At 61.2% G+C, this 13,688-nt stretch carries 12 protein-coding genes and 2 tRNA genes; 9 read left to right on the forward strand and 5 right to left on the reverse strand.

All coding sequences use genetic code 11. The features are described 5' to 3' along the window. Positions 1-107 precede the first annotated feature (107 nt). The 3 genes from AB4Z15_RS13445 (at position 108) to AB4Z15_RS13455 (ending at position 1,580) form a co-directional block, all read left to right on the forward strand. A tRNA-Met gene (locus tag AB4Z15_RS13445) sits at positions 108-181 on the forward strand. Positions 182-577: 396 nt separating this feature from the next. Beyond that, positions 578-651: transfer RNA gene (locus AB4Z15_RS13450), tRNA-Met, on the forward strand. Between the two features lie 131 nt (positions 652-782). Further along, the gene (locus tag AB4Z15_RS13455) at positions 783-1,580 is read left to right on the forward strand and encodes a GntR family transcriptional regulator (RefSeq protein WP_442017673.1); all 798 of its coding nucleotides are present in this window, start codon (positions 783-785) and stop codon (positions 1,578-1,580) included. Between the two features lie 147 nt (positions 1,581-1,727). Here the strand turns inward: AB4Z15_RS13455 and AB4Z15_RS13460 are convergent, their stop codons facing one another. Further along, the gene (locus tag AB4Z15_RS13460) at positions 1,728-2,516 is read right to left on the reverse strand and encodes a PspA/IM30 family protein (protein WP_442003740.1); all 789 of its coding nucleotides are present in this window, start codon (positions 2,514-2,516) and stop codon (positions 1,728-1,730) included. Positions 2,517-2,615: 99 nt separating this feature from the next. Beyond that, the gene (locus AB4Z15_RS13465) at positions 2,616-4,670 is read right to left on the reverse strand and encodes a TPM domain-containing protein (RefSeq protein ID WP_442017674.1); all 2,055 of its coding nucleotides are present in this window, start codon (positions 4,668-4,670) and stop codon (positions 2,616-2,618) included. A gap of 346 nt (positions 4,671-5,016) precedes the next feature. On the opposite strand from AB4Z15_RS13465, the gene AB4Z15_RS13470 reads away from it, so the two are divergent. The 6 genes from AB4Z15_RS13470 (at position 5,017) to AB4Z15_RS13495 (ending at position 11,486) form a co-directional block, all read left to right on the forward strand. Further along, on the forward strand, positions 5,017-6,621 hold the full coding sequence (locus AB4Z15_RS13470) for a trypsin-like peptidase domain-containing protein (protein ID WP_442017675.1): 1,605 nt from the start codon (positions 5,017-5,019) through the stop codon (positions 6,619-6,621). Positions 6,622-6,911: 290 nt separating this feature from the next. Beyond that, positions 6,912-7,715, forward strand: coding sequence for an electron transfer flavoprotein subunit beta/FixA family protein (locus AB4Z15_RS13475; protein WP_442003743.1), 804 nt, complete (start codon positions 6,912-6,914; stop codon positions 7,713-7,715). A 12-nt stretch (positions 7,716-7,727) separates the two neighbouring features. Next, complete coding sequence (locus AB4Z15_RS13480; protein WP_442017676.1) at positions 7,728-8,681, forward strand: electron transfer flavoprotein subunit alpha/FixB family protein; 954 nt, start codon at positions 7,728-7,730, stop codon at positions 8,679-8,681. 5 nt (positions 8,682-8,686) lie between these two features. Beyond that, entirely contained in the window at positions 8,687-9,466 is a 780-nt protein-coding gene (locus AB4Z15_RS13485; RefSeq protein WP_442017677.1) for a PIG-L deacetylase family protein, read from the forward strand. Positions 9,467-9,540: 74 nt separating this feature from the next. Continuing rightward, positions 9,541-10,086, forward strand: coding sequence for a gluconokinase (locus tag AB4Z15_RS13490; protein WP_442003746.1), 546 nt, complete (start codon positions 9,541-9,543; stop codon positions 10,084-10,086). Beyond that, positions 10,083-11,486, forward strand: a complete 1,404-nt coding sequence (locus AB4Z15_RS13495) for a GntT/GntP/DsdX family permease (protein WP_442017678.1) — start codon at positions 10,083-10,085, stop codon at positions 11,484-11,486. The genes AB4Z15_RS13490 and AB4Z15_RS13495 overlap by 4 nt, the downstream gene beginning before the upstream one ends. Before the next feature lie 105 nt (positions 11,487-11,591). On the opposite strand, the gene AB4Z15_RS13500 is transcribed toward AB4Z15_RS13495, so the two are convergent. The 3 genes from AB4Z15_RS13500 to AB4Z15_RS13510 all read right to left on the reverse strand — a co-directional run bounded on the left by AB4Z15_RS13500 (position 11,592) and on the right by AB4Z15_RS13510 (position 13,686). Then, on the reverse strand, positions 11,592-12,422 hold the full coding sequence (locus tag AB4Z15_RS13500) for an anti-sigma factor (protein ID WP_442017679.1): 831 nt from the start codon (positions 12,420-12,422) through the stop codon (positions 11,592-11,594). Between the two features lies 1 nt (position 12,423). Further along, positions 12,424-13,140, reverse strand: a complete 717-nt coding sequence (sigK, locus tag AB4Z15_RS13505; RefSeq protein ID WP_442017680.1) for an ECF RNA polymerase sigma factor SigK — start codon at positions 13,138-13,140, stop codon at positions 12,424-12,426. Between the two features lie 78 nt (positions 13,141-13,218). Continuing rightward, positions 13,219-13,686, reverse strand: coding sequence for a tRNA (cytidine(34)-2'-O)-methyltransferase (locus tag AB4Z15_RS13510; RefSeq protein ID WP_216924056.1), 468 nt, complete (start codon positions 13,684-13,686; stop codon positions 13,219-13,221). Between the last annotated feature and the right edge of the window lie 2 nt (positions 13,687-13,688).

Consider the following 13,688-nt stretch of genomic DNA (forward strand, 5'->3'; position numbering starts at 1 on the left):
GCAGCGGCTTGCTGGAGTCGCGTTGAGCGATATTGGTTGGGGGAGATGCACATCACGTAGTCAGGATTTGGTCTGCCATTCACCTGACGGTAATGTTGTTCTTGCGACGCGGGGTGGAGCAGTTCGGTAGCTCGCTGGGCTCATAACCCAGAGGTCACAGGTTCAAATCCTGTCCCCGCAACTGGAGAAAAGATCCGGATCAGTATTCACTGGTCCGGGTCTTTTGTTTTCCCGTGATGTTTGGGGGCGGCGGCAGATCTTGCGGACTCGACCCAAGGATGCTCCTCCGCAGCTCAAGAGTCGGCACGCATATGCGCCCCTGACAGGCTGGCGGGGTGGCGACAACACTCAAATCCGGGCAGCCGTAGTCCCATTCCGCGGCGCCGTGGAATCTGCGTGTCCCCTGCGGCTCCGGACTGTGCCCGGTTGTCGGGGTCAAGGGGAGGCTCGGAAGGTCGATTGAGCCGCAGACCCTGGTGACGATTTGCCAGCTAGCACTCAGGGCCGTGATCTGCAGCACCTTCCCCTCACTATGGTCATAAGCACCCTTCCGGGTGCGGTAGAGTTGTTCTTGCGACGCGGGGTGGAGCAGTTCGGTAGCTCGCTGGGCTCATAACCCAGAGGTCACAGGTTCAAATCCTGTCCCCGCAACTGGAGAAAAGGTCCGGATCAGTTTTCACTGATCCGGACCTTTTGTTTTGGGCTGCACCAGGCCCCTGGAAGCCCCGGTGCTAGCATCAAATCCGGAATGGCGGAATGCCGGGAATGGATGGGAAGGCCGGATGGTCAAGGAAGACTACAACCAGGGCCTGGATCGACAGGCCCTGCAAAGGAACAGCCCCGTAGCGGTGTACCAGCAGGTTGCAGACGTATTGACTGATCAAGTCAGCCGGTTGGAACCGGGCGCACGGATCCCGACCGAAGAATCATTGATGGACGAGTACGGGATCAGCCGTACTACCGTCCGCAAGGCGATAGAAACCCTCGTTGTGAAGGGGCTGCTTGTTCGCCGGCAGGGCAAGGGAACTTTCGTCATGGCCCAGCGTCCGGTCCGAATGCTGAACCGCTTGGCGCCCTTCATGGAGACGTTCACAGCAGCAGGAATGAAGACTGTCAAAGGCCTGATCGAATACAAGTGGATGGAGAAGGATAGGTCCGTGCCAGCCAAGCTGGTGTCCGATGACAATCTTGTCCTCGTGATCCGTCGTTCCTATTCAAGCGGCGGTTGGCCCTATGCCATTGCTGAAATCTTCATTCCCTCGCACATTGGCCGTCATATCAGCCTCGCGGACGCCGAGCGCAATTCCATCTACCAGGTCATCCAGGACAGGACGTCCAAGCCCCTTCAGCGTGCTGAAATCACCGTCACGATGCACGCCCCGCCGGAGCACCTCGCCGATGCACTGAATGTCCGCGAATTTCCCATGGTCCCGCGCTTGGAAAGGACCACACTGGGAGCACACGGTGAAGTCCTTGAATGCACTGTGACCTATTTCCACCCAAAAGGTTTCGAAATTCGTGCTGAAGTGGCCACGGATGTCAGTCCCAGCCAGGATCCGTTGGAGCCCTCCTCGGTCTAGGCGGGGTTGCCCTCAGAGAACGAAATGGCCGGATCCCCAAGTGGGATCCGGCCATTCCACATGGTCCAGCTAACATCGGTCCAGCTAACATCGGTCCAGCCAACATCGGTTCAGGCAATATCACAGGGCCGCCAAGCCCTCACATCGTCAGAGCTTGTCGAAATCGGTTTCGTCGATGGTTGCACTGCTGGATGCAGGGGCACCGGCCCCGATGGCAGGCTTGCTGCCGCCGGACTTGAGGGCCGCAAGACGCGCCTCAATTTCGGTCTGCTCCCCAAGGTCTTCCAGCTGGTTGAACTGGGCGTCCAAGCTGGATGCAGCAAGCTCCTGCTGGCCCAGGACCTTGGCCTCCTCGCGGCGAATTTTCTCTTCGAAGCGGCCAACCTCACTGGTGGGGTCCATGATGTCGATGCTCTTCAGGGCATCGTGCACCTGCGACTGCGCAGCAGCGGTCTTGGAACGGGCCACGAGTTCATTACGCTTGGCCGTGAGTTGGTTGAGCTTGTTCTTCATTTGGTCAAGCCCGCTCTTGAGCTTGTCCACAACCTCGGTCTGGGACGCAATGCTGGGCTCGGCGGCCCGTGCTTCTGACTCTGCCGTCATTTGGCGCTGGATGGCAACCTTGGCCAGGTTGTCGAATTTCGTGGCATCCTCGGTATCACCGGCAGCACGGTATTCGTCGGCCTTGCGTGAGGCGGCAAGGGCTTTGTTGCCCCAGTCCTGGGCGTTCTTGACGTCTTCGTTGTAGTCGGCCTGCAACATGCGGAGGTTCCCGATGGTCTGAGCCACTGCCGACTCGGCCTCAGCAATGTTGTTCGTGTAGTCGCGGACCATCTGGTCCAGCATCTTCTGCGGGTCCTCAGCCTGGTCCAGCAAAGCGTTGATGTTTGCTTTGGCGAGCTGCGAGATCCGACCGAAAATGGACTGCTTAACCATGGTGTTGCCTTTCGTCCTGCTCAGTGGAAGCCACTGAAATCAGTGATCAGTTGTTGTACCGCTCCTAGACGGGGCATCGACCCCATCTAAACTGTGGGGCTAAAAACTTCCAGAGTCGCCGCCGCCGAAGTCTCCCCCTCCACCGCCGCCCCAGTCGCCGCCGCCGGAGTCGCCGCCGAAGAATCCGCCGCCGCCACCGCCGTCGCTGTTACCGCCGCCCCAACCGCCGCCACCGCTGTTGAAGATGGAGTTGATGAGGATGCCGCCGAGGATTGCGCCTCCAAGACCACCGCCTCCGCCGCCACCCCCGAACATGCCGCCGCGGCCGTAGCCTTGGTCGGCATAGCCGAAGTGGTCGACGTCGGCCTGCGCCAGCTGCGCTGCCTGCGCAGCGAGTGAGTGTGCCTGCTGGGCGTAGGTCAGAGCCGTGACCGGGTCATTGCGCGAGATCGACAAAGCGTAGTCGAGATTGCGCTGGGCCTCAGCGAGCCGGGTGCGGGCCTCTGTCCCAACGCCGCCTCGACGGGCCGTGATGTAATCCGAGGTCGCACTGATCTGGGCCTGTGCCGCCATGATGGTTTGCTGCAAGGATGCTTGTGCGCGGCGGGCCTGTTCCTGCTGGTCCCGGATGCCGGACAATGACTGATCAAGCGCCTGGTGCGCTGTTTCTACGCGGGTCAACGTAGCAATGGGGTCGATCTTGCCACCCTGGATTTCAGCCTTGACCTGGCCCAACGCCGCCTCCACACCAGCCACAGGGCCGGCGAGTTCAGGATGTTCACCCGACTGGATCATGGCCCTGGCCTGCGCGAGGTCCTGGCTGGTCTCCGCAACGGCGCTTTCCAAGGAGGCTCGTGCCTCGTCAAGGCTGCCTGCCGTCTTGGAAATAGCGTCGATCAGGACGTTCGTCTGATGCAGGCTTTCTTCGGCAGCGCGAACCGCTACGGCAGCCAGGCTGTTTTCGCCGGCAGACAGTTTTTCCTGGGCGGTGGTGGCAGCATTCTGCACGAACGCCAGGCGTTCCTTGGCCTGGAGGATGTTGTCGGATACCTGCGTCAACGCGGACTCGGCGTACTTGCTGCGGAGGCCCTCAAGGGATTGCTCCGCGGTGGCGATCCTGGAGTCGGCTTCCCGGGCACCTGCCGTAACCGTGGCCAAGGCCTGCGGAGCCTTCTTCTCGAGTTCGCGAAGGGAGTCGAAGTCCGCCTTCTGGTCACGCAGTGATGCGAGGGCCGCCTCCGAACGTCGAATAATCTCTCCGAGCCATGTCCGCTGTTGTTCCTCGGTGTCCGGGATATGGTCGTCCAGCTGCTGTTGCAGCTTGAACGATTCGGTCATGTGGGCTTTGGCTTCCTGCAGGGCTTTGGTGAAGTTGCCGATCGCCGAATCACCGTATTGGGCCTGTGCGAACCCAAGCTCCTGTTCGCTGGACTTGATGGCGTCATCAGCTTCGATCAGCAACGAGCCGCTCTTCTGACGCAGCTCCGGAATGCTGAGGGCTGCCAGCGGGTCGAGCTCTTCTCCTTGGGGACCGTAGCTGGCGCTGGATGCCTGGCCAACCTTCTTGCGGCGATTGCGCAGGTAGAGATAGGTGGCCGCGCCGCCTGCTGCTACTACGCCGACACCGACAAGGACTCCGACACCACCGTTGCCGCTCGGCACGGTACCGCTTCCACCGCCAGCCGCGTCGCCAATGGCTGCGGCCGTATCAATTGCTGCCTGGGCATAGTCCTTCTTGCCACCAGCCAGGTTGGCAACAACGGCGTTCTGCGCGATGGTGGACTGCTTGGAATAAATGGAACTCCCTGAATTCAGGGCGAAGTTGTATTGACCTGCCGTGGAGATTGCCAGAATGGCGTCGGCCTTGCCCATGCCCTTCTTGGTGGCAACGGCCTTAACCCATTCCGCAGGCGATGAAGGGTTTTCGAAGGAGTTCACCGTAACCACGTACAAGTTGTACTTGTGGTCCTTGAGCGTCTTCTGGATGGCTTCCTGCACTTCACCCTTGCGGCTGCCCAGGACATTTGCATCATCCACGATGTTTTGGCCGGACGGTATGGTCACCGGATCTGCAGCCCAGGCGGCGCCGGCCGGGAGGGCCAACATTCCAGCCACGCCAATCACGGCGAGTACACGTTTCACTATTGACCGCATGTGCAACCCTTCAGCACGTCTGCGACTGGAACAAGGCGAACCAATCGTCACAGAATGCTCAGCGCCCCCACGCATGGTTTGTAAAGCCGCAGGTCGCTGTGGCAATTCCACTTGATTCTATGGTGCACCCCATACCCCGTCCACAGCCTTGAATATGCCACCAGCGAAACACGGGAGAAACGCGCGATGCCTGGGCGTTGAGGGTCTCTGTGTCTGCCGCGTTAGCCCTTCACGCTGGCTCTGCTGCAGCATGGCGGTTGGCTTTCAGGAAGCTCCCAGCGAACGTCCGATTTTGTTCCAGTAAAAAGGGCCATAGTTATGGAAGACAAGGATGAAAGGAAGACCCATGACGGAGAACCCAGCGCAGGGCAACGCACCAGAGAACCGTGATCCGTCCGAGCCGCGGGATCCCGCTGCGAGGCCTGACTCCGCTGCCACCCACCAGCAGCCACAGCAGCCGACACAGCAGCACGCACAGCAGCCTGGTTGGAACTCCGGGCAGGGAACCGGTACCCATGCAACGACTCCGCTGCCGGCCTTTCAGCCACCTGCCCAATCGGCACCTCACACCAACGCAAACCAAGGCCCGCATGCCAACACCCAGCCGCAGTACTACGGCGGTCCGCAGCACCAGGACCCGGGGCACCGTCCCAACTACCCGCAGCACCAGCCGTTCTATGGCGGAGGCACCAATCCTGGGAACCCGAACCTCCACAGCGCTCCGGGTCAGCAGTCCTCCGTCGGCACCAAGCGCAAGCCGGCATTCGGTATTGGAACGCTCATTGCCAGCATTCTTGCCGCTGGCCTGGTAGGTGGCGGTGTGGTGGCAGGCAGCACCGCGCTTTTGGACAACCCGGCACCGGCGGCATCAAGTGGTGGCCAGTCGAGCACGGTAATTGTGAATAACAAGGACGACGTCAACGTCATCACCGCAGCAGCGGCGAAGGCGTCTCCGAGCGTGGTCACCATCAAGGCAACGAGTGGAAACGAGGGCGGAACGGGCTCCGGCATCATTATCGATGACCAAGGCCACATCCTGACCAACACCCACGTCGTCACGCTGGATGGCGCAACATCCAATGCCGCCATCGAGGTCCGTACCAGTGACGGAAAGGTTCTCAAGGCCAAGGTTGTTGGAACTGATCCTCTCTCGGACCTGGCAGTTATCAAGGTGGACGATACTTCCGGTTTGGTGCCGGCTACGCTCGGGGATTCCTCGAAAATCAACGTGGGCGACACCGCCGTCGCGATTGGTTCGCCCCTTGGCCTGACGGGCACGGTGACGGACGGTATCGTCTCCACACTCAACCGCACCATCAGCGTCGCTTCCTCGGCTGCCCCGAAGGAAGGTACTGACAACTCCCAGGGCGGTGACCAGGGCTTCCAGTTTGCACCTCCAGGTGGCGGCCAGAGCCAGCCGAGCGCGAATGAGGGCTCAATCTCGATCAACGTGATCCAGACGGATGCTGCCATCAACCCCGGCAACTCCGGTGGCGCGCTGGTAAACAGCAAGGGCGAGATCATCGGCGTCAACGTTGCTATCGCTTCCGCGGGCAGCGGCACAGCAGATTCCTCCACTGGAAACATCGGCGTTGGCTTCAGCATCCCGATCAACCACGCCAAGCGCGTTGCACAGGAAATCATCGATACCGGTAAGGCTAGCCATGGCCAGTTTGGTGTCTCTGTACGATCGAAGTCGTCCACGGGCAGCGACTCCGGATTCTCCGTTGGCGCAGAGGTTGCTTCGGTGACCACGGGTTCCGCCGCGGCGAAGGCGGGCATCAAGGTTGGCGACGTCGTCACCAAGTTCGGCGACTACCAGGTGACTGACCCCAACCAGTTGACCGCGGCCGTCCGCGAACAGGCCGCCGGCGCGAAGGTGAAGGTAACTATCCAGCGCAACGGCCAGTCGCAGGAAGTAGAAGTTACTTTGGACGCCGCACAGCAATAACAACCCGAAGAGCACTAACAACCCGAAGAGCACTAACAAACCCCAACAGCAGGAAACTGCTGCTGGCACAGCGGACGACGGCGGGCGGCACCTCAGTGGTGTGGCCCGCCGTCGGCGCGTCCACGGCCGGGTGCCGTTGCTGATGAAACAGGCGTTAATGCGCGCAGTGGATTTCTGCGGGCAATATGCTTAGCTAGGGGGAGCCCACGCGCTGGGCAATTCACGGCCACGCTCCTGCGGTTGGCCGTCCACAAGCATGGAAGGCTGCTTCGAAGACAGTGGAAGAGACATTGAAGATTGTCGTTCTGGTCAAGCACGTCCCGGACGCGCAGTTCGACCGGCACATCACCGGACCCGGCAACACGACTGACCGCGATGAGAGCATCTTGTCCGAACTTGACGAGTACGCGCTTGAGGCAGCACTGCAGCTGGCCGAAGAGCGTGGCGGGGCCAAAGCCGGCAACGAGGTCATTGCCCTCAGCATGGGGCCCTCCGGTGCAGTAAACGCAGTCAAGAAGTCGTTGCAGATTGGCGCCTACTCCGGGGTCCACCTCAGCGATGACGCGCTGGCCGGTTCGGACGCCGCCGCGACATCATTGGCGCTTGCGGCCACCATCCGCCATCTCTCCGCCGATGGACGCCCGGTGGACCTGGTCCTGACCGGCATGGCTTCCACGGACGGCGAGACCTCACTCATCCCGGCTCAGCTCGCGGAGCGGTTGTCGCTCCCGCAGCTCACGTTTGCTTCCACCCTCGAGGTTAACGGCGGCACCGTGGTGGCACGCCGGGATGCCGGCTCCCACTCGGAGACCGTTGAAGCGCAGCTTCCTGCACTCGTCTCGGTGACAGACCAGATCAACGAACCCAGGTACCCCAATTTCAAGGGAATCCTGGCAGCCAAGAAGAAGAAGATTGCCTCGTTGTCGCTTGCCGATATCGGCGTCGATCCTTCCGAGGTAGGCCAGTCAGGCTCGTGGACGGTTGTGGAGTCTGCAGCTGCCCGCCCGCCCAGAACCGCAGGGACGATCATCACCGACGAGGGCGACGCCGGCATCAAGCTCGTCGACTTCCTGGCCGCACAGAAGCTGCTCTAAAGGACTCCAATCATGGCAAATGCACTTGTTTTCATTGACAACCCCGGAGCTGCGCTCAAGAAGAGCAGCTTGGAGCTCCTGACCCTTGCGCGGAAGCTGGGGGAGACCGCCGTCGCGTTCAACGGTGAATTGACCGACGACGTCGCGGCCACCTTGGGTGCTTATGGCGTGGCGACGATCTACCAGCCCTCTGTGGCGGATCTGGACGACTACCTGGTTGCGCCGAAGGCCGCGTACCTCGCGGCTGCAGTGGCGGCTTCAGGCGTCACCGCTGTCCTGATCGAAAACTCGCCCGAGGGCAAAGAGATCGCGGGACGACTCGGCATTAAGCTCAACGCCGGAGTCATCACGGACGTCGTTGGTCTGGAGGCGGACGGCACTGCCCACAAGTCGGTCCTCGCGGGTTCGTACAACACCACGGCGAAGGCCACCACTCCGGTGGCAGTCTTTTCCGTAAAAGCGAACATCGTGGAACCAGAGCCGGCAGGCGCAGCGACAGCTCCCGCGACAGCCAAGGTTGAGGTTCCTGCAGATGCTGCAGCGAATGCGGCCCGGATCTCCTCCCGCACTGAGAAGCCCGCCAGTGGCCGGCCCGACCTCAGCGAGGCCCGGATCGTTGTGGCCGGCGGGCGGGGCGTCGATGGCGACTTTGGCCCGTTGGAAGAACTCGCCGATGCCCTTGGCGCTGCGGTTGGTGCTTCGCGGGCAGCAACGGATGCAGGGTGGATTGGCCACGACGCGCAAGTGGGCCAAACCGGTGTGACTGTCTCTCCGCAGCTGTACATTTCGGCAGGCATCTCAGGAGCAATCCAGCAAAAGGCAGGAATGCAGACGTCCAAGGTCATTGTGGCCATCAACAAGGATGCAGAGTCTCCTGTATTTGAGATCGCGGACTTCGGCATCATCGGCGATCTGTTCAAAGTTGTGCCGCAAGCAACAGCTGAGATCAAAAAGCGGAAAGGCTGATCCCTTTGACTTCTGGCGTTTCGTCAGCAAAGAGCCCGTTCAACGCCTCCACGGAGGGTGTTGAGCGGGTGCTTTGTTTTACTGCCCATCCTGACGACATCGACTTCGGAGCTGCAGGAACCATAGCTGCCTGGACTGCTGCCGGCGTACAGGTCACCTACTGCATCATGACTGACGGCGACGCCGGCGGGTTTGATCCCGTTGACCGGGAACGCATTATCGAACTCCGTGCCATAGAACAGCAACGCGCGGCAGAGTTGGTGGGAGTCAACGACATCCGCTACCTGCACGAACACGATGGCTACCTTGAGCCGACACACAACGTCATCAAGCAGGTTGTGAAGCTGATCCGGGAAATCCGCCCGGACATCGTGTTGACCATGCACCCGGAACGGAACTGGGACCGCCTCCAGAAGAGCCACCCCGACCACCTCGCAGCAGGGGAAGCTGTGACCAGGGCGGTTTATCCTGCCGTGGAGAATCCCTTTGCCTATCCTGAATTGGTCGAGGCCGGACTGACGGCCTACAAGCTGCCCTGGCTATGGTTTATCTCAAGTCCAGAGGACCGTGAGAACCATTTCGTGGACGTCACCAAGCATGTTGATGCCAAGCTCGATGCGATCCGCATCCACGCGAGCCAGCACCCGGACATCGAGGGGATGGAGCGTGTGGTCCGTGGCATGTTGATGGCCAACGGTGCGCGTGCAGGGCTCCCTGCCGGCGCAAGTGCTGAGAGTTTCCACGTGGTGTCCGTTAACGGATCCAGTACTATCGCCGGCTTCTGACATTGCCGATATGTAACCCGTGTCATATGCTGGACCTCGGTTAAATCATATTTATTCGAGGAAGGCAGACTTTGATGGCGAAGACTGCACAGCAACCCGTACTGGTGATTATGGGAGTCTCCGGTTCGGGCAAGTCGACTGTAGCCGGCGTACTCGCCGGAAAGCTTGGATGGGATCTCGCCGAAGGCGACGATCTCCATCCGGAAGCCAATGTGGCCAAGATGCACGCGGGCCAGGCCCTCAGCGATGAGGACCGATGGCCTTGGCTTGGCATCATTGCCCAGTGGATCCGTGAGCACACAGATGCCGGTACGCCGGCCATCATCACGTGCTCGGCGTTGAAGAAGAAGTACCGCGACGTACTTAGGGGCGAAGGGGTTGTTTTCGTTTTCCTGCAAGGGAGCAAAGACAAGATCTCGGACCGGCTGGCGTCAAGGCACGGCCACTTCATGCCGCCGTCGCTCCTGGAGTCCCAGTTCGAAGCACTTGAGGAACCCACAGAAGACGAGAACTACATCTCGCTGTGTGTTTCCGCCTCGCCCGCTGAGGAGGCGGACGAAATCATCGAACGGCTCGGCTTGCGTCCCCTGGGCGCCGGTTCCGAAGCGGCAGCGTCATGATCGCGCTGGAAACGGCCACACAGGTGCAGGAGTGGTCCGCGCACGACACCCAGCTTCTTGTGGTGGCAGCGTTGGGTATTGCGCTGATTGTGGTCCTGATCGCCAAGCTGAAATTCCACCCATTCCTGGCGCTGGTGCTGGGCTCGGCGTTTGTCGGCCTCGCCTCAGGCGTGGAACTGGGCAAGGTCATTACCAACTTCGAGGACGGAGTTGGCGGCGTCCTCAAGGAAGTTGGCCTCCTGATTGCCTTGGGCGCAATGCTTGGCAAGTTGCTCGCGGACTCCGGCGGAGCCAATCGGGTAGTGGATACGTTGTTGGCCAAGGCCACCGGCAACAAGATTGTCTGGATGATCACGCTTGTGGCAGTGATCATTGGCCTGCCGATGTTCTTCGAAATCGGTCTTGTGCTCCTGCTTCCCGTGATTGTCCTTGTGACGCAGAGATCCGGGATGAAGCTCATGCGCATCGCGATACCGGCTTTGGCGGGCCTTTCAGTGCTCCATGGCCTGGTGCCCCCGCACCCGGGACCCCTGATTGCCATCAGCGCCGTAAAAGCTGAATTGGGAACAACGCTGGGCCTGGGCATCCTCGTGGCCATTCCCACGGTCATCATTTGTGGACCGCTTTTCTCCCGGCTGGCTGCACGTTGGGTTCCGGTAAACGCTCCCGCCGTGGCGGGTGGAATCGACACCAAGCACCGCGCCGATCTTAGCGACGTCAAGCGCCAGCCCTCGTTCCTGGTGACGCTGCTGACCATCATTTTCCCGGTAGTCCTCATGCTGCTAAAGGCTTTGGGAGACATTATCTGGCCGGACGCGGCCACTGCTCCGATGATCAGGATCTTCTTCGATTTCGTGGGCCAGCCCCTGGTCGCCATGACCTTGGCGGTACTTGCTGCCACTGTGAGCTTCGGCTACGCAGTGGGATTCACTGGCAGCAAGATCACTGCCAAGCTGGGCGACAGCCTCGGCCCCATCGCAGCGATCCTTCTGATAGTTGGAGCCGGCGGTGGTTTCAAGCAGACACTGATTGGTGCTGGAGTGGGCGACGCCGTCAAGAAGTGGGCGGAAGGTGCCAACATGTCCGTCCTTGTGCTCGGCTTTATTGTGGCGGTGGCACTCCGCCTCGCCACGGGCTCCGCCACTGTAGCTACCGTGACTGCTGCGGGCATTGTCGCGCCCCTGGCCAGCAGTTTGACCCCGACCCACGCGGCACTGCTCGCCTTGGCAATCGGTGCAGGCTCGCTGTTCCTCTCGCACGTGAATGATGCTGGTTTCTGGCTGGTCAAGGAGCTCTTCGGCCTGACAGTCGGTCAGACCTTCAAGACCTGGTCCGTGATGGAGACCTTGATCTCCCTGGTTGGCTTCGGCTTCGTGATGCTGTTGTCGCTCGTGTTGTAGCTGCCGGTCAACTGCAGGCAAGAACGACGGCGGCCGCCCCACCTACCTCACGGAAGGTGCGCGGCCGCCGTCGGGCCTTAAAGCGATGACGCCGTCTGGCCGACGTCAGGCGCTCAGCGGAACCACCAACACAGGCGGCTGCGTGGGCGAGCTTGATCCGCCAGTGGGCTCCACCGTTATAGCTACTGAGGAAGCTGTGGACAATCCCTTCACCACCGCCGGCTTGGACAACGTCTCGGCGTCCATAGTGCCCTGCGGCACAGGGGCAGATCCATCCTTCGGCAACGTCCACAACTGGTAGACCTTACCGTCGGGTGCCGGGGCAACGCCGTCCATCAACACCACAAAGGAGTCCTTGGCGGAGGAAGCGGAAATGGTAGCCGTGCCGCCTCCGGGAACCTGGGCCGTCTTCTTCTGGACGTCCTGGGCCTGCAGGACCTGGTTCACGGGATCGTTTTGGCCGGCTATGTACGCGCCTACACCCACGCCACCGACGGCGATGACGGCAGCAGCCGCTGCGCCCACCAGCCAGGCGCGTCCGCGCCCGAGACCGCGGCGTTCTCGGCGCTTGGTCCGGGCGAGTGCCAGTTCGTCGAGGACTGGCTCCGGCTTTGGATCACTGCCCGGCCCTGCAGGGGAATCTGCGGATTCCCGGTTGATCCGGTCCATAATTTTGGCGAAGACGGCAGGGGGCGGCTCTTCCTCAGGGGCGAAACCTGCCACCAGGGTCTCGCGGGCCTGTCTGACCCGCTCCTGGAACGCTGGACCTTCCGGGGCGTCCTTGACGTAATCGTCAATCAGGGCCCGTTCGGATTCAGTAACCGCGTCCAAGGCATAGATTTCCGCGAGTTCGAGGACCCGACCCTCGGCCAAGTCGGTTGCGATGTCATTGGCGAACATTCTGCGGACAAATCCTCCACCTTTGTTTTCGCTCATTTCAGCCCACCCCCAAGCAGGTCTTCAAGCGCAGGAGTCCATCGCGGATGCGGGACTTGATGGTAGGGACCGCGGCACCAAGATGCTCCGCAACTTCCCTGTAAGTGAGCCCACCGTAATAGGCCAGGCGGACCGATTCCCGCTGTGTGTCCGTCAAGGTGCCAAGGCACCGGCTGACGGCCTCGGCCTCAAAGTTCGTCTCGGCTTCCTCGGATACGACGTCGCGATCAAGGTCCTGGCTCGCTGCGCCGTATCGGGCTTCGCGGTCTGTGGCTGCCTGCACGGCACGAACGCGGTCAATGGCACGGCGATGCGCGATGGTCATCACCCAGGCCATGGGGCTGCCGGATGCGCGATCGAACCTGGCGGCGCCCTGCCAGACCTGGACGAAGACTTCCTGGGTGGCGTCTTCGCTCAGCTCGGAGTCAATCAGGACGCGCCTGGCCATGCCAAAGACTCGTCTGGAGGTTAGCCGATAAAACTCAGCGAAGGCGTCCTGATCGCCCGCAGCAATCAATTCAAGCAGGTCAGTGAGCTGCGAGTTCAGGTCTGTCGCCGTGCCAGAAGTCTCGACGACCGGGGGGCCAGGATTGTTGGGGATGTCCATCACTGTCCAGCATAAGTCGTGCGGTTTGAAACCCGCAGCACGAGGGCCCGGCGTTGTGCGCACAGCGGTGCAGCGGGTTGCCGCCACCACCTGGGTCTCCAGCGCGCTCACGTCTGCTCCCTCATTGAATATCAAAGGCAGGAATTGATCCTGCATAGGTTATTCGCAGCTGTGGGCGCCGCGGATGGGCTAGACCTTGGCGCCGGCAAATCCGTTCTGGCGCCACGCCTCGAAAACCGCAATGGACGCGGCGTTTGCCAGGTTCAGTGAACGCAGGGAAGGTCGCATCGGGAGCCGCACCCGGGCAGTGACGTGCGAATCCTTCTTCAGCCAATCCGGGAGGCCCACAGATTCAGGGCCGAACATCAGGACGTCACCCTCACGGTAGTTGATATCCGTGTAGGACGTTTCGCCGTCGGACGTAAACGCAAACACTCGCTCAGGCTGCAGGGCAGCCCAAGCCGCGTTGATGTCCTTATGTACCGTAACGACGGCGAGATCATGGTAGTCCAGGCCCGCCCGGCGCAGCTTGGCATCGGAAAAGTCAAAGCCCAGAGGCTCCACCAGATGGAGTTCGGCGCCGGTGATGGCGGCCAAACGGATGGCGTTGCCCGTATTGCCCGGGATTTCTGGAGTGTGGAAGAGGATGCGGAACACCG

It is taken from the genome of Paenarthrobacter sp. 2TAF44 (assembly GCF_052114885.1).
GTDB lineage: Bacteria > Actinomycetota > Actinomycetes > Actinomycetales > Micrococcaceae > Arthrobacter.